General features: G+C 46.5%; 13 protein-coding genes and 2 pseudogenes. 1 reads left to right on the plus strand and 14 read right to left on the minus strand.

Going from position 1 to position 20040, the window contains the following annotated elements; translation table 11 throughout:
- Window positions 1-80: 80 nt before the first annotated feature.
- On the minus strand, window positions 81-2705 hold the full coding sequence (gene alaS, locus KT99_RS07260; protein WP_005498469.1) for an alanine--tRNA ligase: 2625 nt from the start codon (window positions 2703-2705) through the stop codon (window positions 81-83).
- 530 nt (window positions 2706-3235) lie between these two features.
- Window positions 3236-4295 (minus strand): annotated as a pseudogene (recA, locus tag KT99_RS07265) (recombinase RecA).
- Between the two features lie 351 nt (window positions 4296-4646).
- Between recA and mutS the strand changes: the two are divergent.
- Window positions 4647-7214, plus strand: coding sequence for a DNA mismatch repair protein MutS (gene mutS / locus KT99_RS07275; RefSeq protein WP_005498477.1), 2568 nt, complete (start codon window positions 4647-4649; stop codon window positions 7212-7214).
- 388 nt (window positions 7215-7602) lie between these two features.
- On the opposite strand, the gene rpoS is transcribed toward mutS, so the two are convergent.
- From rpoS to relA, 12 genes and pseudogenes are all read right to left on the minus strand, one after another.
- A complete protein-coding gene (rpoS, locus tag KT99_RS07280) occupies window positions 7603-8574 on the minus strand; it encodes an RNA polymerase sigma factor RpoS (RefSeq protein ID WP_005498480.1) in 972 nt (323 codons plus the stop codon).
- A gap of 42 nt (window positions 8575-8616) precedes the next feature.
- Window positions 8617-9546, minus strand: coding sequence for a peptidoglycan DD-metalloendopeptidase family protein (locus KT99_RS07285; protein WP_050774326.1), 930 nt, complete (start codon window positions 9544-9546; stop codon window positions 8617-8619).
- Window positions 9547-9666: 120 nt separating this feature from the next.
- On the minus strand, window positions 9667-10302 hold the full coding sequence (locus tag KT99_RS07290) for a protein-L-isoaspartate(D-aspartate) O-methyltransferase (protein ID WP_005498483.1): 636 nt from the start codon (window positions 10300-10302) through the stop codon (window positions 9667-9669).
- The gene (surE, locus tag KT99_RS07295; RefSeq protein WP_040571707.1) at window positions 10299-11048 is read right to left on the minus strand and encodes a 5'/3'-nucleotidase SurE; all 750 of its coding nucleotides are present in this window, start codon (window positions 11046-11048) and stop codon (window positions 10299-10301) included. Before surE ends, KT99_RS07290 begins: the two co-directional genes overlap by 4 nt.
- A 78-nt stretch (window positions 11049-11126) precedes the next feature.
- Window positions 11127-12194, minus strand: a complete 1068-nt coding sequence (truD, locus tag KT99_RS07300) for a tRNA pseudouridine(13) synthase TruD (RefSeq protein WP_040571708.1) — start codon at window positions 12192-12194, stop codon at window positions 11127-11129.
- Between the two features lie 47 nt (window positions 12195-12241).
- A complete protein-coding gene (gene ispF / locus KT99_RS07305) occupies window positions 12242-12727 on the minus strand; it encodes a 2-C-methyl-D-erythritol 2,4-cyclodiphosphate synthase (protein ID WP_005498489.1) in 486 nt (161 codons plus the stop codon).
- A gap of 94 nt (window positions 12728-12821) precedes the next feature.
- Window positions 12822-13523, minus strand: a complete 702-nt coding sequence (gene ispD, locus KT99_RS07310) for a 2-C-methyl-D-erythritol 4-phosphate cytidylyltransferase (RefSeq protein WP_005498491.1) — start codon at window positions 13521-13523, stop codon at window positions 12822-12824.
- Between the two features lie 36 nt (window positions 13524-13559).
- Window positions 13560-13850 (minus strand): cell division protein FtsB, encoded by a 291-nt coding sequence (ftsB, locus tag KT99_RS07315; protein ID WP_005498492.1) that lies wholly within the window; start codon window positions 13848-13850, stop codon window positions 13560-13562.
- Window positions 13851-14003: 153 nt separating this feature from the next.
- Window positions 14004-15296, minus strand: coding sequence for a phosphopyruvate hydratase (gene eno / locus KT99_RS07320; RefSeq protein ID WP_005498494.1), 1293 nt, complete (start codon window positions 15294-15296; stop codon window positions 14004-14006).
- A 130-nt stretch (window positions 15297-15426) separates the two neighbouring features.
- Window positions 15427-17064 carry a CTP synthase gene (locus KT99_RS07325; RefSeq protein ID WP_005498496.1) on the minus strand — a complete coding sequence of 546 codons (1638 nt, stop codon included), beginning with the start codon at window positions 17062-17064 and terminating at the stop codon, window positions 15427-15429.
- A gap of 114 nt (window positions 17065-17178) precedes the next feature.
- A pseudogene (locus KT99_RS07330) lies at window positions 17179-17676 on the minus strand (MazG family protein); the annotation flags it as partial.
- 71 nt (window positions 17677-17747) lie between these two features.
- Window positions 17748-19952 carry a GTP diphosphokinase gene (gene relA, locus KT99_RS07335; protein ID WP_005498502.1) on the minus strand — a complete coding sequence of 735 codons (2205 nt, stop codon included), beginning with the start codon at window positions 19950-19952 and terminating at the stop codon, window positions 17748-17750.
- Between the last annotated feature and the right edge of the window lie 88 nt (window positions 19953-20040).

Raw genomic sequence — 20040 nt, forward strand, 5'->3', positions numbered from 1 at the left:
ACAGAACTTACAACAAGCCAGAAAGCTTCACCTAGTCGAATACAAATTTATAACTTAATCAGTATTCGCTAAGCCTTCACTTAAGCTAAGCGCTCTTTTAACCAAGATGACACCTTGTTCAGTGCGGCATCTAAATTCTCAGGCTGACATCCACCAGCCTGAGCCATATCTGGGCGACCGCCACCTTTACCGCCAACCAGAGCCGCGATATTAGCGACCAATTCACCGGCCTTCACTTTAGAGGTGAGATCTTTGGTTACCCCCACAATCAAGTTTACCTTAGCATCACCTGTTATACCCAGTACTACAATACCCGATCCCAGCTTTTGCTTTAATTCATCCTGCAAGCCTCTTAGTGCACTTGGCTCGACGCCATCGAGCTTCTTGATTAACACTTTAACGCCGTTAATCTCTTGAGCTTCACCGGCTAAGTCTGCACTCGTCGCAGCAGCAAACTTATCTTTTAGCTGAGATAATTCTTTCTCAAGCTGTTTAGTACGCTCCAGTTGCGCCTTAAGCTTAATCACCACCGAGCCACTATCTGCCTTGAGTAACTTGGCAGCTTGATCTAACTCAACCTTTTGACTAGTCACATAAGCCATCGCTGCGGCACCAGTCACAGCTTCTATACGACGTATACCCGCCGCAATACCCCCTTCAGAGGTGATCTTAAACAAACCTATGTCTCCGGTGCGTCCCACATGAGTACCACCACAGAGTTCGATTGAGAAGTCACCCATGGTCACGACACGGACTTCATCGGCGTATTTCTCGCCAAACAGGGCCATAGCCCCCTGCTCTTTTGCCGCATCGATAGTCATGACTTGTGCCGTCAATTCATGGTTGTGACGAATTTGGCTATTCACTAGGTCTTCAACGGCTTGCAGCTCTTCGGGTTTAACCCCTTCAAAGTGCGAGAAATCGAAGCGCAGACGTTCAGGATCGACCAAGGAACCTTTTTGACTCACATGAGTGCCAAGCAACTGACGCAGCGCCGCATGAAGTAAATGAGTCACTGAATGGTTAAGCTCGGTGCGCTGACGCAGCGATTTATCGACACTAGCCTCAAGGGATTGACCAAGGGACAGACTTCCCGTCTTTAAGGCACCAAGATGGCCGACGGCTTGGCCATATTTCTGCGTATCTTTAACGATAAACTCTATACCATTGGTACTGAGCGTCCCGCTATCACCACATTGACCGCCGGACTCACCGTAAAAAGGCGTGGTATCGAGCACAACAAGGGCCTCTTCGCCGGCGTTTATCTCAGTAACAGATTTACCTTGTTTATATATGGCGGTAATTTTTGCGTTCGAAACGAGATCGATATAACCTGAAAACTCAGTCTCTTCATCTATCTTAAGTGAATCGTTGTAATCGGTACCGAACTGACCCGCCGCTTGTGCACGTTTTCTTTGCGCTGACATCGCCAGTTCAAAACCTGCTTCATCTACCGTTATGTCACGCTCGCGACAGACATCGGCTGTCAAGTCGACCGGAAAGCCATAGGTATCGTAGAGTTTGAAAGCTGTCTCGCCATCGAGAACGTTACCGCTGAGCGCGTTAAGCGCGCCGTCTAAGATGCCTAAACCACGCTCAAGAGTACGCGCAAACTGCTCCTCTTCGGCCTTCAATGATTTAACCACTATGGCTTGAGTCTCTACTAAGCCCTTAGCCGCCTCACCCATGACCTCGATTAACGTTGGCACCAACTTATAGAAGAAGGAGTCTGTCGCACCTAACTTATTACCATGACGAACCGCACGACGTATGATTCGACGAAGTACATAACCACGGCCTTCATTGGATGGCATCACACCATCGGCAATTAAGAATGCACATGAGCGTATATGGTCGGAGATAACTCTTAGTGATTTATTTTCTAAATCGGTCACCGCTAATATTTCGGCCGTTTTCTTGATCAGCGCCTGAAAAATATCGATTTCATAATTAGAGTGAACGCCTTGCATAATGGCAGCAATTCGCTCTATTCCCATACCCGTATCGACTGAAGGCTTAGGAAGCGCCAACATCTCTCCATTGGACTGACGGTTATACTGCATGAAGACTATGTTCCAGATCTCGATAAATCTGTCACCATCTTCTTCTGGCGTACCAGGGCGTCCGCCCCAGATATGTTCACCGTGATCATAGAAAATTTCTGAACATGGACCACAAGGACCCGTGTCTCCCATCTGCCAGAAGTTATCAGACGCATAAGGGGCACCTTTATTATCCCCAATGCGGATCAGGTTATCCGCCGAAATACCTATCTCTTTAGTCCAAATATCATAGGCTTCGTTATCTGTCTCATAGATGGTGACGCACAGACGTTCTTTAGGGATTTTCAACTCTTGAGTGAGGAAGTTCCACGCAAATGTGATCGCTTCACGCTTAAAATAATCACCGAAGCTGAAGTTACCTAACATCTCGAAAAAAGTATGATGACGAGCGGTGTAACCTACGTTGTCCAGGTCGTTATGTTTACCGCCAGCACGTACACAGCGCTGAGACGAAGTTGCACGAGTGTAATTACGCTTATCTTCACCCAGAAATACGCCTTTGAACTGGTTCATACCCGCGTTAGTAAAGAGTAAAGAAGGATCATTAACAGGGACCAGTGAACTGCTGTCCACAACCTGATGACCATTTTTGCGGAAATACTCCAAGAAAGCCGTTCTTAGCGCTGCAGTGGTTTGATACATGAAATCACCCTGAATTGAGATTACTTAAATTATTGGCACTGTGTTGGACGTTAGTTATCGAATCGACAATCGTTATTCAACACACACTTGCGCTATTTTGAGCAGTATTATAAGCAGTCTAAAGAATAATACCAATCGGTATAAGAAGGTGGTCAACTCAGAGTTATTTTTGGCTGCTTAATTCAAGGCGAAAGGGTGAGGGAATGGTGATCCCTTGTGAACTCATTCAACACAGAAGTAGGCTGCCAAAAAAACTCCTGAAAGGCGAGTTTTAGCACTTCCGATACGGCGTTAACGAGCTTAAACGTAGAATAACTATGTTCCTCACTCGTTGCCTTGCCTCTGAAGCGCTAAACTCTCGCTGAGTGACCACACCTTTATACCGACTGGTATAATAACCAGAGTTTTAGGGAGGGTATTACACGAAATGAAGATAGAGTGTGAAAAATATAGCTTTAATAGCAGATGAACTTGATTAATCGTCCAATCTCCTATTTCAATGCATAGGAGATTGGAACTTAAGCGCCTCTCTAGAACACTTCACCAGTCTCTAGATCCACATTCTCATCGCTTTTAGCTGACTCAGTCGCATCGGGAGACGCGAGTAACATGCTACGAAGTTTAGTTTCAATTTCAGCCGAAATTTCTGGATGTTCAATTAAGTACTTACCCGCATTGGCACGACCCTGACCAATTTTATTGCCTTTATAGCTGTACCAGGCGCCCGCTTTCTCGACTAATTTATGTATCACACCAAGGTCGACTAACTCACCCGTACGGTTGATGCCTTTGCCATAGAGGATTTGGAATTCAGCCTGTTTAAAAGGTGCTGCGATTTTGTTTTTAACCACTTTAACACGGGTCTCGTTACCGATAACTTCATCACCGTTTTTAATTGCCCCGATACGACGAATGTCGAGACGAACAGAAGCGTAAAACTTAAGGGCATTACCCCCAGTGGTGGTTTCTGGATTACCGAACATCACACCTATCTTCATACGGAGCTGATTGATGAAGATAAGCATGGTAGTTGTTTTGCTTCAGATTACCAGCAAGCTTACGCATTGCCTGACTCATCATACGAGCCGCGAGTCCCATATGTGAATCACCAATTTCCCCTTCAATCTCGGCTTTGGGCGTCAAGGCTGCAACCGAATCGACGACGATGACATCGACAGCACCAGAACGGGTCAAGGCATCACAGATCTCCAACGCTTGCTCACCGGTATCGGGCTGAGAACAGAGTAAGTTATCGATATCGACACCTAAGTTTTTAGCATATATTGGGTCCAAGGAATGCTCAGCATCGATAAAGGCACATGTTCTACCTTGACGTTGTGCAGCGGCAATGACCTCTAGCGTTAATGTTGTCTTACCAGAAGATTCTGGTCCGTAAATCTCAACGATACGTCCTAAAGGCAGCCCACCCGCACCGAGTGCAATATCTAAAGAAAGTGATCCCGTAGAGATGGTCTCGACATCCATTGAGCGGTTTTCGCCCAGTTTCATGATAGAGCCTTTACCGAACTGTTTCTCAATCTGACTTAAAACGGCATTCAGTGCTTTCTCTTTGTTCGCATCAATCTTCATTCGGGTATCCTCTTCGCGCATAATCTAATTCACGGCAACAACGCCGATATAAACCTGTAACGATTCCGGTATTTGAGCTAAGGAAACTTTATCCTACTCGAATAGGGGTCTCAATATGCAAACTAGTATACTGTACAATCATACAGTATCAAGTGCTGGTCATGATTATTTTTCACCCCCCATATTCACTCAATTAGCAGCAGCTGTTGCAGAAGAAAAATTCAACCTGACTATTTATTTTTTAACGACGCAACTGACTCGAAAAATTGCTAATATTGGCATCCTATTTTTAAGGCCGCTCCGATGGAGCATCTTGCCTGGTCAATACCTTATAGAAGAAACGAGCTGTAGATGAATGCAATCGACACCCAAAACCTAGAAAAACACACACCTATGATGCGTCAATATCTGACGCTCAAGGCCGAAAACCCAGAAATGTTATTGTTTTACCGCATGGGTGACTTCTACGAACTCTTCTATGACGATGCCAAACGAGCATCCGAACTCTTAGGTATTTCACTCACTGCCAGAGGTAAGAGTGGCGGCGATCCTATCCCCATGGCGGGGCTGCCCTATCACGCCGTCGAAGGTTATCTCGCCAAGCTGGTTCAACTTAGGGTCTCTGTCGCTATCTGCGAGCAGATCGGCGATCCGGCCACCTCTAAGGGCCCAGTTGAGCGAAAAGTCGTTCGTCTTATCACCCCAGGTACTCTGACCGATGAGGCTTTACTGCAAGAGAGACAAGATAACCTGCTTGCCGCGGTATACCATGGCAAGGCGGGCTTTGGTTATGCCAGCTTAGACTTAAGCTCAGGCCGTTTCGTGGTCAGTGAATTAAACACCAAAGAAGCGTTAGAGGCTGAGTTACAACGAACAAGTCCAGCCGAGCTTCTCTATAGTGAAGACTTCAGTGAGATGTCTCTCATCGCAGGATTCAATGGCAAACGCAGGCGCCCGGAATGGGAATTCGATTTCGATACCTGCTGTAAGCTGCTCTTGGATCAATTTAACACCAAAGATCTGTGCGGCTTCGGCCTTGAAAACGCACGTTTGTCACTGCAGGCGGCGGGCTGCCTGATGCAGTACGTCAAAGATACCCAAAGGACCGCCCTGCCCCACATCAACTCTATCGTGCTATTCAATCAAGATGACAGTATCGTTCTCGATGCCGCCACCAGAAGAAACCTAGAGCTGACAATCAATCTGCAAGGTGGACGTGAAAATACCCTATCAGCGATATTAGATAATACCACGACCCCCATGGGCAGTCGCATGTTGCAGCGGTGGATCCACGAACCGCTGAGAAATAGACAACAAATAGAATCTCGCCTAGGTGCGCTCACCGAGTTACTCGACAGCGGCTTATTTGACACTCTGACTCCACATTTAAAAGCCCTGGGTGATATAGAGCGCATCACGGCCAGACTCGCGCTGAGAAGCGCCAGACCAAGAGATTTTTCTCGACTGAAACAGGCATTATCTACCTTGCCCGACATCCAGCAGCTACTCCTTGGTTGTCAGTCACCGCATCTCAAGCGTTTAGCGAGCCTTATTGGTGAATTCCCCGAGGAACTCGCGCTGCTCGACAGGGCGATCATAGATAATCCACCTATGCTGATCCGCGACGGTGGCGTCCTGAAAGATGGCTACGACGAAGAGCTAGATAAATGGCGCGCCTTGAGTAAGGGGGCGACGGATTATCTCAAAGAATTGGAGGCTCGCGAGAAAGCGTCGACTGGTATATCGACTCTTAAAGTCGGCTACAACCGGGTCCATGGATACTATATCGAAGTCAGTCGTCGGGAATCTGATCTGGTGCCGCTGAGCTACCAGCGAAGACAGACCCTGAAAAATACCGAACGTTACATCATAGCCGAATTGAAAGAACATGAAGAGAAGGTACTTTCTAGCCAAGGCAAGGCACTGGCACGCGAAAAACAGCTGTGGGAGCAGTTATTCGATCTTCTGTTACCCAAACTCCACGCGTTACAGCAGTTCGCTCAGGGTGCGGCTGAGCTTGATGTCATCAGTAATTTTGCCGAACGCGCCGAGACGCTAAACTATCGATGCCCGACTCTCACCGACATCTCGGGTATACATATAGAATCGGGCAGACATCCCGTGGTCGAGCAAGTCAGTCAAAGCCCCTTCATCGCGAATCCGGTGACCTTGAATTCGACGCGTAAAATGTTAATCGTCACTGGGCCAAATATGGGCGGTAAGTCAACCTATATGAGGCAAGTCGCCTTGATCACTCTCATGGCACATATTGGCTCCTATGTACCAGCCCAAGAGGCTGTCATTGGTCCTGTGGATCGTATTTTTACTCGAATAGGCGCATCGGATGATCTCGCCTCTGGTCGTTCAACCTTCATGGTAGAGATGACAGAAACGGCCAATATCCTCCATAATGCCACATCACAGAGTCTAGTATTGATGGATGAAATAGGTCGAGGAACCTCGACTTATGATGGACTCTCCCTTGCCTGGTCAGCTGCCGAATATTTAGCAGAGAAAATTGAGGCGATGACATTATTTGCCACCCATTACTTCGAGCTCACTCAGTTGCCAGAGCTCATCGACAATGTAGAAAATGTCCATCTTGATGCCATAGAACATGGAGACACCATAGTCTTCATGCATGCAGTACAAGAAGGCGCCGCAAGTAAAAGCTATGGTTTACAAGTCGCCGCTCTGGCAGGCGTACCTGCCAGAGTCATAGCCGCAGCCAAACATAAACTGCATCACTTAGAGAGCCGCGACAGCAAGGGCATCACTCAGGAGTCACCACAACAAGCTAGGGTCTTTCCAGAGCCACAAATATCGCCTGTCGAAGAGGCTCTGCAAAGTATTAATCCTGATGAGCTCAGCCCAAAGCAGGCCTTAGATATATTGTACAAACTGAAACGGCTAGCTTAAAAAATGCCAAGCCTTCAGGGAAGGAGGTTTGCAGGGATTATGCAGTACAGAGTGACATAACTCTTTACAAGAGATGCCAGACACAAAGTCTATTTTTACCATCTCTGGCAAATAGACATAAATGTTCCCTACAAAAAAAGCGCACTAAAAAGTGCGCTTTTTTTGTAGGGACATTGATATGTGATGCTTACCACTATTGGTTAAGGTCATTAACTCAAGCTAATTGCTAAGTCTAGTTTCTAGTCCTTAACTTAAAAATCTAATCACGAATGCATCAATAGAAACTGTCATCCTAAAAATGAGCAGGCTTCCTCAAAAGAAAATACTTTCATAATGCGTGAGGCTAGCCTTTATCTTTACCCTAGGAGCAACAATCAACAAATTACAGCTAACTCTTAAAGATTGCCTCTACCGATAAACCTTGGGCGCCGAGTAAGTCTTTAAGACGTTTCAGGGCTTCGACTTGAATTTGGCGTACTCGCTCTCGAGTGAGACCTATCTCTTTACCCACATTCTCCAGCGTAGATGGTTCATAGCCCAACAAGCCAAAACGGCGCGCTAACACCTCTCTTTGCTTAGTGTTGAGTTCATCGAGCCATTTAACCACAGACTTTGACATGTCTTCGTTTTGTACCTTGTAATCCGGACCTACATTATCATCGGCGGCAAGTACATCGAGCAAGGCTTTATCATTGTCTCCACCTAAAGGCGTATCGACCGAAGTGATCCTTTCATTCAGTTTCAACATACGACTGACATCAGAACAGGGTAGGTCAAGTTTAGCCGCTATCTCTTCGGCGGTAGGTTCATGATCTAGCTTGTGGGCTAACTCTCTTGCAGTACGCAGATATACATTGAGTTCTTTAACCACATGTATAGGGAGACGAATCGTTCTGGTCTGGTTCATGATGGCGCGTTCGATGGTCTGTCTGATCCACCAAGTCGCATAGGTAGAAAACCTGAATCCTCTTTCGGGGTCAAATTTCTCAACCGCTCTAATCAAGCCTAAATTACCCTCTTCGATAAGGTCTAATAATGCGAGTCCACGGTTGTTATAACGACGGGCTATCTTAACGACGAGTCTAAGATTGCTTTCAATCATGCGGTTACGTGACTTACCACAACCTTTCAACGATTTACGAGAGAAATACACTTCCTCTTCCGCGCTCAGTAGAGGGGAAAAACCTATCTCGCCCAAATACAACTGCGTTGCATCCAGGTTTTTCTGCAGATCATCTTGAACCTGCTGTTCAAGCTCTGCTTCTTGTAACTTATTTCCTTTTTTTGTTTCTACGTCAGACTCGTTTTTTGACAAATCCACCAACGGCTCCGCTAATGCGGTACTGATTCTATGACCCATAAAATAATCTCCCAAATTATCAATTTAAACTACTGCACTTTACTATCCTCCAAATGCCAAACTGGCTCCTAAACCATTATGTTTAGGTAAATATTTAAGTGGGTTAACAGACTTCCCGTGGTAGCGGATTTCAAAATGTAACATGACCCGATCGGTACCCGTATTACCCATTGTTGCAAGCGTTTGCCCCATAGAGACAAACTGTTTTTCTTTGACTAAAATCTTATCGGCATGTGCGTAGGCACTGAGAAAATCGTCACTATGTTTGATGATGACTAAATTTCCATACCCTCTAAGGGCACTGCCCGCATATACTACTCGGCCATCGGCTGCAGACTTAATTATATCACCTCGTTTGCCTGCGATCTTAATCCCTTTATTCCCTTGCTCATTAGCAGAGAATCGACCAATCAACTTACCTTTCACCGGCCAGAACCATTTGCTTACTTTAGTGGGTAACTGAGGCTTCGGCCTGTGGATATATTTGTTAATATCTTGTTGACTAGTCGTTACAGAATACGCAGACTTTTTAACATGATCAAGTGGTTTGTTTTTAGGCTCATCATGGGACTTCTTAGCTAGAATCACAGGCGTATGTGTTTGTTTTTTATCTACTTCATCCTTAACTAATACGACTTTAGGAGGATTATTCGACTCTGTTTTAGCCATTTGGCTATTTGTAACAGTAGATGTCAGGTTAAGGTTTAGCTTCTGTCCAGGATAGATAATATATGGATTGTTAAGCTTATTTTTCTTAGCTAAATCAAGGAAATCTTTGTTAGATGCCCAGGCGATAGAATAGAGGGTATCACCTCTCTTAACGAAATAAGAATCGGATTTTAATGAGCCTTTATTATAACTAGCCATAACCGGAGTCGTGATATTTACCACAGGAGCGGGTCTATCAGACTGAAAACTACAGCCCACGAAGCAGATGCATAGCACTAATAGTAGTAGATTATTGCAATTCATCTTCAACTTAGTAATCAAAAATACACCCTAGAATAAACAGCCAAACAGACTGATATAAGACCCTGTAAATATCTAAAAAAATAACAAAAATATCTGAGACGAAACAGCTAGCTTAGCGAATTAAGCTAGCTCCCCGTTTATAAGAGGGACAAAGCGAACCATTTCGACCACATCTGAAGTAAAGGTCTCCCCCTTACGTACGACTTTCAGCAGTTGCTGGGACTCCTCTCCCACAGGAATAACCAGTACCCCGCCATCGACTAACTGAGTCAATAATGCTTGTGGAACACTGCTCGCCGCCGCCGTAACCATGATGGCATCGAATGGTCCTTTATTGAGCCAGCCTTGCCAACCATCACCATATTTAAACGATATATTGTGAAGATCGAGCTTTTTTAATCGCTGGCGAGCCTGGATCTGTAGACTCTTGATCCGCTCGACAGTACATAACTCTGGTACAAGTTGAGCCAATATGGCAGCCTGATATCCTGAGCCCGTACCAATTTCTAACACCTTAGATGGATTGTGATCCAGAAGTAGCTCAGTCATTCTTGCAACGATATAAGGCTGAGAAATTGTTTGCCCTTGCCCAATAGGTAAGGCAGTGTTTTCATAAGCTTTATGTCCTAAAGCAGCGTCGATAAAGAGTTCTCTGGGTGTATTGACTAATGCCTGCAACACCTTCTCACTCTCTATGCCCGAATCATGTAAACTTTTGGCTAAATTTAATGCTAAAGTCGTCACAACACCATTCATATATTATCTATCCATTTTTGCAATGGTGTAATTCTCTCGAAAGCGGTCAAGTCAACGGTTAAAGGGGTCACTGATACATAAGCATTATTCACGGCATGAAAGTCAGTTCCTTCGCTGGCATCCTGCTCCTCTCCCGGAGGCCCCAACCAATAGATGTCTCTTCCCGCTGGATCTTGAGCCTTAATCATACCTTCGGCTCTGTGCCTTGCCCCTAAACGAGTGACCTTGATGCCTTTAATCTCATTAATCGGTAGATCAGGAACATTGATATTTAAAATCTGATCCTGAGCAATAGGTTTGTTAAGTAAGCCAGCAATGATCCGGCAAGCAAAATGGGCTGCAGTGTCGAAATGTGCCAATTTAGAGCCCACCAGTGAAACAGCGACGGCTGGCAAGCCAAGAAAGCGCCCCTCCATAGCTGCCGCTACGGTACCAGAATACAGGGTGTCATCACCTAAATTTGCTCCGGCGTTGATCCCAGCCACCACCATATCGGGCTCATCTGCATACAACTCACGTATTGCAAGATGAACACTGTCGGTCGGTGTACCGCTTACTGACACAAAACCATTGCTTAAGGTATTAATTCTTAAAGGATTCGTCAAGGTTAATGAATTACTCGCTCCTGAGCAGTTACGATCGGGTCCCACGGTCATTACCCGATAGGACACAGATAATGCATCCGATAACGCCTTAATTCCCGGTGCAGTGATACCATCATCGTTACTTACTAGGATCTTTATCATCATTAGCCTACTATAAATCATTAAATAAATATTTAAGAAAATTGAAAATGGCACTGGAAATTCGGTGTTAACTTAAGGTTATACAGAGCCTTGCTCTTGCTCACGTCGCTCTAACTGACGTTGGCGAAATTCCCGTTCTCTGACATCTTCATAATCAAACACTTCTCGCAGCACGGAAGTTGCGAAGCTGCCTGCGGGAAGTGCAAATTTAATCACTATCACATCGTCTCCCTCTTGTTGATATGATAGATGCTGAGGCTCTAGTAACAGGGGACGACGCTCTTGCTCTAATCCCGCATGTTCTAATCCATCACGGTCGGTGTCAAACTCGGCCAATGCCTTAGCCTCGAAGTCTGCGGCATCGCCTCGAGGCAATGCCGCTCCCCTGCCCCACATAGGTGCCGACAGCTGGATATCTTTTTCATCCAGACGCTTAAGTAACGCATCATCCCATTGCTCGGCAACAAAATAGCTCCTGCTACCCGCTAACATCACACTGTCGCCATCGAGTTTTTCGAGGCCATGTTCGGCCAACCTCATCGATGTGACATAATTAAATAGATAAGAACGAACGGCAGACAGGTACATACTGCGTTTTTTCCTGTCTTTCACCTTACGACCGGTAAACATCTGTCGACCGAAGACTAAATTTTTTCCATCATGACCAAACCTTTGCTCACCGAAATAATTTGGCACGCCGGTCTCGTTTATGAGGGCTAATCTAGCCAGCACATCTTGCATATCGGTAATATTACGCAGAGTTAAACTGAAGCGGTTGCCAGCCAAGGCACCTATCCTTAACTTTTTACTGTGGCGATGACTAGACAAGATAGTCAGTTCATCGCAGTTTAAACTGGCCCAAGTCGGGGTCTCTTTACCGGGAATGCGTACGCCAAACCACTGCTCAGTGATCGCATTTTTATCCTTCTGACCCGCATAGGTTACCTCTTTAGGATGAACATGGGCAAAACCAGATAATATCTTAACCACATCGGCAGTATTGAGCCCCTCTTTACGTATATGTAGCAGATGGTGCTCTCCCTCCCCGTAGACTGAAGGGCATATTTCCTGCACATGAATCGCTATTTGCGTACGAAGATCGGCCTTGGATGCTGGTTTACCATGTAAATAATGCAGTTCTATCATGATCACTCTTATTCTCTAATTGGGTCAATCGAGTCTGTTGGGAAAACTTATATGGCTATCTTAGTGACCAATACGACGGCTTCGACGGCAATACCCTCTTTACGACCGGTAAAGCCTAGCTTCTCGGTCGTGGTTGCCTTAACATTGATATTATCTATGCTGGTCTCTAAGTCTTGGCTTAGCACTTCACGAATAGCTTCTATGTGGGGCGCCATTTTGGGTGCTTGAGCGATAATAGTGACATCCAGGTTGCCAATCTCAAAGCCTTTATCCCTTGCCAAGGTGTAGCAATGACGCAAAAGCTGACGACTGTCGGCTCCTTTAAATTTTTCCTCGGTATCGGGAAAGTGTTTGCCAATATCCCCCAAGGCGACCGAGCCTAAGATAGCATCGGATATGGCGTGCAGCACCACATCGCCATCAGAATGTGCAATTAAGCCTAACTCATAGGGGACATGCACACCGCCTAGCAATAATGGGGCATCGCCACCAAATTTATGTACGTCAAAACCATGGCCTATGCGTATATTCATTGTTCATTCCATTTAGCGTATTCAATTAACACCACAAGATAATCTAGATTATCCATTGAGATTATTCCCAGTCAGTTTCCGGGCCATTAGCCATCTAGTTTTCCACTTCAGCTTGGCGCAGAAAGAGTTCAGCCAATCGAAGATCGTCCGGGTGGGTGATCTTGATATTATCGGCTCTACCCGTCACGAGTCCCGGTGCGATTCCGGCCCATTCCATGGCAGAAGCTTCGTCGGTGATGTTGACTTTCACCTCCAAGGCTTGGGTTAAATTATCTCTGAGGGATACCAGAGGAAAAAGCTGTGGGGTGAGGGCATGCCATAACTGCTCACGACATACGGTCTGTTCAATACATCCCTGTTTATCCCCTCTCTTCATGGTATCTCGAACGGGTGAGGCTAAGATGGCGCCCTGGGGAAATAAGCCTCTCGAATCGATAAGCTTATCGATATCGCTATGAGTCAAACAGGGACGAGCCGCATCATGTACCATAGCCCAACCCTCTCCATCGACTCGATTCAGGCACGCCAAGACTGAGTCCGCCCGTTCTTCACCACCGACAACGCTGAGCAATTTTGGGTGTCTAGCCTCAGGTAGAGAGGAGAAATAACTATCTTGTGGATGCAGCGCTAGGATCACACGGTCGATTCTAGGATGAGTGAGGAGCACTTGTAAGGTTAAAGATAGAATTGGCTTACCGGCTATTTTTAGGTACTGCTTAGGAACGTCGGCTCCCATGCGGCGGCCTATACCGGCAGCAGGAACGATGGCGACAATCTTTTCTTTGAAATCATTCATGAATAAATTTCTGCTTGTTTAAGATTAGGAAGTCAATCAGTTTGCAGACTTTAGGCTGCCACCCACGACACGAAAAAATGTTTCACCTTCTTTTACCATACCCAGTTCATTTCGAGCCCGCTCTTCTAATGCTTCGGTGCCGCTGCGAAGATCGATTATCTCTTCCCGCAACACTTGATTGCGTGCAACTAACTTGGCATTACCCTCTCGCTGAAGCGCTACCTGTTCGCGAAGTTCAACTGATCCAGGCAGACTATTCACGCCATACCATAACTGATACTGGAGTACGCCTAACAAGCCGAACAATACAAATAAGAAACGTTTCATTGCATACCAATTATTCGACACTCAGCCGAGATAATACAACAAAAAAGGCCACCCAGTGGTGACCTTTTCATTAATAGCGACAATTTAACCTGGCTTACTGACTCATTCTATCGAGAGCGTATCTCGGTTCTTGAATGATCAGCGAGCCGATTATTATAGACCCTTGATTTCGCTACGACCGCGGTATGGCGCTTTCTCACCTAGCTGCTCTTCGATACGCAGCAGCTGGTTGTACTTGGCTATACGATCTGAACGGCTCAGAGAACCTGTCTTAATCTGACCGGCACAAGTCCCGACAGCAAGATCGGCGATAGTCGAATCTTCGGTCTCACCGCTACGGTGCGAGATCACCACGGTGTAATCGGCTTCTTTCGCCATACGGATAGCCGCAAGCGTCTCAGTAAGCGTACCAATCTGGTTGAACTTGATCAGGATAGAGTTAGCTACCTTGTTATCGATACCACGCTTGAGGATCTTAGTGTTTGTCACGAACAGATCATCGCCCACTAACTGGATCTTATCACCTAAGATCTGCGTCTGATATGCCCAACCATCCCAATCTGACTCATCTAAGCCATCTTCTATTGATGCGATAGGATATTGCTCGGTCAGCTCTTTAAGAAAATCAGAGAAACCGTTGGCGCTGAATACTTTGCCTTCACCAGCGAGATTATATTCACCGTCTTTATAGAACTCTGAAGCCGCACAATCTAGCGCCAGCGTCACATCTTCACCTAGCTTGTAGCCGGCTTTCTCGACAGCAACCTTGATCACAGCCAGAGCTTCTGCATTTGAAGCCAAATCTGGAGCGAAACCACCTTCATCACCAACAGCCGTGTTCAGACCCTTATCCTGAAGTACTTTCTTCAAGTTATGGAAAATCTCGGCGCCCATACGTAAGGCTTCGCGGAAGTTCTTAGCGCCAACAGGCTGAATCATGAACTCCTGAATGTCGACGTTATTATCGGCATGCTCACCACCATTGATGATGTTCATCATAGGCACAGGCATAGTGTATTGACCTGGAGTACCATTTAGGTCGGCAATATGTGCGTATAAAGGTACACCTTTAAATGCCGCCGCCGCTTTGGCCGCAGCTAAAGACACTGCTAAGATAGCATTAGCGCCTAACTTATCTTTGTTTTCGGTGCCATCGACATCGATCATGATTTGATCAAGGTCTGCCTGAGCCGTAGCGTCCTTACCTAGCAAGGCATCACGGATAGGACCGTTGATGTTGGCAACGGCTTTAAGTACGCCCTTACCCATGTAACGACTCTTGTCACCATCACGTAGCTCTAACGCTTCGCGACTACCAGTCGATGCGCCAGACGGTGCTGCCGCCATGCCATGAAAACCACCTTCTAAGTGTACTTCAGCTTCGACAGTAGGGTTTCCGCGAGAATCCATGATTTCGCGACCAATGACATTAATAATTTTAGCCATAATTTCCTCGGTTTAAGTTTAAAAATAAAATAAAAAATATAATATAACTGAAATTTGTTCATCCAAATTTACATCATCAGAAAACAAAAAAGCCGCTTCCAAAATTTGGAAGCGGCTTAATGTCACTGATCTAGCCTAAGTCGCGTTTTTGGTACGCGGTGGCTGCAGCAATAAAGCCTTTAAATAATGGCTGACCATCACGAGGCGTAGATGTAAATTCAGGGTGGAATTGACCGGCGACAAACCAAGGATGATTCGGTAATTCGATCATTTCCACAAGCTGGCGATCAGAGGAAAGACCACTGAATATTAGGCCAGCTTGCTCTAGACGTTCTTTGTACTTGTTGTTCACTTCGAAACGATGACGATGACGCTCGACACAAGAATTGCCTTCATAGGCTTCGGCAGCCTTACTTCCCTCAGAGAGATGACAAAGCTGTGCACCCAGGCGCATTGTTCCGCCAAGATCTGATGATTCGTGACGCTCCTCTAGAGCCCCTTCTTCATTGAGCCACTCGGTGATCAAGCCAATAACAGGATACGGAGTTTGCTTGTTAAATTCGGTAGAGTTGGCATTGTCCATACCGGCTACGTTGCGTGCAAACTCAATTAATGCGACCTGCATACCCAGGCAGATGCCGAAATATGGCACATTATTTTCGCGAGCAAACTTGGCAGCCAGTATCTTACCTTCTATGCCACGCTCACCGAAACCACCCGGTACTAGGATACCATCCAGGCCTTGCAGATCTTCGGTACCCTTAGCTTCTAGGCTCTGGGAATCAATATACTTGATATTCACCGATACCCGGTTAAACAGACCCGCATGCTTCAAGGCCTCATTGACAGACTTATAGGCATCTGGCAGTTGAACATACTTACCCACCATACCAATAGTGACTTCACCGGTAGGGTTGGCTTCTTGGTAGATCACTTGTTCCCACTCATGCAGATCGGCTTCTTTACATTTGATGCCAAAGCGCTTAACCACGATATCATCCAGGCTTTGAGCCTTGAGTAGCGCGGGGATCTTATAGATGCTATCCACATCTTTCAGTGAGATGACTGCACGCTCTTCAACATTACAGAAGAGTGAAATTTTAGCTCTCTCTTTGGCAGGAAGAGGACGATCACCACGACAGATAAGAATGTCTGGAGCGATACCGATAGAGCGCAACTCTTTCACCGAATGCTGTGTCGGTTTAGTCTTGACCTCACCTGCGGTGCCTAAGAAAGGCACTAGAGTCAGATGCACATACAGGGTACGATCACGGCCCAGTTCAACACCTAACTGACGAATAGCTTCTAAAAATGGCAGAGACTCGATATCACCAACCGTGCCGCCGATCTCGACGAGAGCGACATCGTGACCTTCACCCCCCGCTAGCACTCTCTCTTTGATGGCGTTAGTGATGTGAGGAATGACCTGAATGGTCGCACCTAAATAGTCACCACGACGTTCTTTACGAAGTACTTCTTCATAGATACTGCCTGTGGTGAAGTTATTACGACGGTTCATCTTGGTACGAATGAAGCGCTCATAATGACCTAGATCCAGATCTGTCTCTGCTCCGTCCTCGGTAACAAAAACTTCTCCGTGCTGAGTCGGGCTCATGGTGCCTGGATCCACGTTAATATATGGATCTAACTTCATAATGGTTACGTTTAGGCCTCTAGCCTCTAAAATTGCTGCTAAGGATGCTGCCGCAATGCCTTTACCTAGTGATGAAACCACGCCACCAGTAACGAAGATATACCTTGTTGTCATTATGAACCTGAGAAAATGAGTTGGAAATATGTGCTTGTAAAGAAGCACTAGGACGGGGCGCAATTCTAGCAAAACTCCAGCGATACGACAAACAAGTTCAACGATAATTTTTATCTATTTGTGCACTTCATTCCGCTTAACTTGATCCCAGTAGCCATCAAGCTCGATTAAGCTGTGTTCTTCCATCGACTTACCGCTCTTGCTCGCTAATGTTTCGACGCCTCTGAAACGTCGTTCAAACTTTGCATTTGCCTGACGTAGGGCCTGTTCAGGTTCAATGCCTAAGTGACGAGCCAAATTAGTCACGGCAAACAGCAGATCGCCCATCTCATCTTGTATCTTCTCTTGTATCGGTTTATCTAACCTGACCTCATGCAGAACTTCGCCGATCTCCTCATGAATTTTATCTACCACAGGGCCGAGATCATCCCAGTCGAACCCGACTCCCGCGACGCGTTGCTGAATTTTAACCGAGCGAGTCAGTGCTGGTAAGGCAAGCGGAATATTATCCAATACCGAATGAAGGGATTTATCCTTGCGCTCTTTGGCTTTTATGCTTGCCCAATGTTGCTTCACTTGCTCGGCACTCGCCTCTTTGAGAGAGCCAAACACATCCAGCAGAGGTTGAATATCACTGTTTTTCATCTTAATCCCGTATAAATCCAAATTAAACTTCCTCAGGATTATAAACGTCTGGCTTCACTCACGCCTTGCACCTGATTAATTTTCGCCAGTACCTTAGATAACCCATCGAGATTATACAATTCTAGCTCGAGTTCGATCGCCGCCGTCTGGGTCTTAACATCCGATGATGTGCTCATCGCCATCACATGGGTTTTCTCGGCGGCGAGTACCGAGGTCAAATCACGTAACAAACCCGAACGGTCATGGGCGATGATCCGCAAGCGGATCTTATAGCCGCCGGAGTAGTTCTCTCCCCACACGACATCGACAGTACGTTCAGGATAGGCGCGAATTAACTCTTTGACCTGATCACAATCGGCCATGTGCACCGAGATCCCGCGGCCCTTAGTGATGAAACCAAAGATCTCATCCCCGGGTACCGGCTGGCAACAACGGGCGATATGACTCATCAAGTTGCCCACACCACTCACTTCAACCTGGCCCTTACCTTTCTTTCCCGCCTTACTCTGACTCTTTTTAACCAGATCTTCGACCGCTTCCTCATCGGATAGCTCATGCTTACGCATCTGGCTCTGTACATGGTTAACCACCTGGTTGAGCCTGACATCTCCGCCACCAATCGCGGCTAAAAGGTCATCCATGCTCACCATATTAAACCGCTCGACTGCACTTTGAGCGTCTTTGAGTTTGAGTCCCACACGTGAAAGCTCAGTTTCCATCATCTCACGGCCGGCGGCAATGTTCTTGTCTCTGTCTTGCTGTTTAAACCAATGCTGAATTTTAGAGCGGGCTCGGGATGAACGAATGTAACCTAAGTGTGGATTTAGCCAGTCACGCTTGGGGTTAGGCTGCTTAGAGGTGATAATTTCGATGCGCTCGCCCGTTTCCACCTGATAGGTAAAAGGCACGATGCGGCCATCGACTTTTGCCCCTATACACTTATGTCCCACATGGGAATGAATATAGTAGGCGAAATCAAGTACGGTCGAACCAAGCGGCAGGTCGACCACCTCACCACTGGGGGTAAACACATAGACCCTGTCTTCGAAGACTTGGCTGCGAACCTCTTCGACTAGATTGCCACTCTCGGCCACATCCTCTTGCCACTGCAAGATCTTACGCAGCCAGTTAATCTTCTCTTCATAGCCCGTCTGCTTACCTCCGCTGGTGCCCTCTTTATATTTCCAGTGAGCGGCGACTCCGAGCTCGGCATCTTCATGCATCTGCTCGGTGCGGATCTGGATCTCGACGGTTTTCCCCTCGGGACCCACAACTATGGTATGGATAGACTGATAACCGTTGGGTTTAGGATTAGCGACATAATCGTCGAACTCCCGGGGAATATGATGCCACAGCGTGTGTACCACACCTAAAGCCCCATAACAGTCCTGCAGCCTATCGGTGACAATCCGCACGGCACGCACATCGAACAGTTCATCGAACTTAAGATCTTTACCCTTCATCTTCTTCCAGATGCTATAGATATGCTTAGGGCGGCCATACACCTTGGCCCTGATGTGATCTTTATCTAATCTGGCTTGCAGTTGGCCGACAAAATTATCGATGAATATCTCACGATCCAAGCGCTTACCATCTAGCTGTTTGGCGATATCTTTATAAGTTTGAGGATGAAGATAACGAAATGAAATATCTTCCAACTCCCACTTCAGTTGGCCGATCCCGAGTCTGTTGGCCAGAGGCGCATAGATATCGGCAATTTCACGGGCCAAGAGCACGCGCGTCTCTTCATCGGCATTCTTCACTTCTCTGAGCAGACAAATACGTTCGGCAAGCTTGATCACCACGGCGCGGACATCTTCCACCATGGCCAATAACATGCGGCGGATGTTATCTATCTGAGGCTCCGCTGCGCGGGACTGGTCGTTGATTTTCAATGCACCAATGGCATTCATGGTTTCAACACTGCGTACTAAGGTAGCGAGCCCTTTACCGAAAGACTCCTCCAGTGACTCCTTAGATAAGATGCCCGCATCATAGACCACGAAGAGGACGGATGCCTGCAAGGTTTCGATATCCATGTTCAGAGGCGCGAGAATTTCTATCAACTCTCTGGCACGCTGGAGTAAATTAGTATCATTGCCGTGCTGCGACACCATGGTCTCAATCTGACGCAGCAGTTCGAGTAAAGATTGGGCTTCATCTGTATCACTGACGTAACGATTGACCCACTCTTCTAACTGAAAATTCGGATCACTAAAATGTGCCTCTCGAACTGATACCATCTCAATAACATCCTTAACTTTAAATCTTAAAGTACGCTCAGGAATTTAATCCCTTCTCACCGAAGGCCTATCTTGAACATTCCGCTTC

This window comes from Shewanella benthica KT99, from assembly GCF_000172075.1.
GTDB classification, from domain to species: domain Bacteria; phylum Pseudomonadota; class Gammaproteobacteria; order Enterobacterales; family Shewanellaceae; genus Shewanella; species Shewanella benthica_A.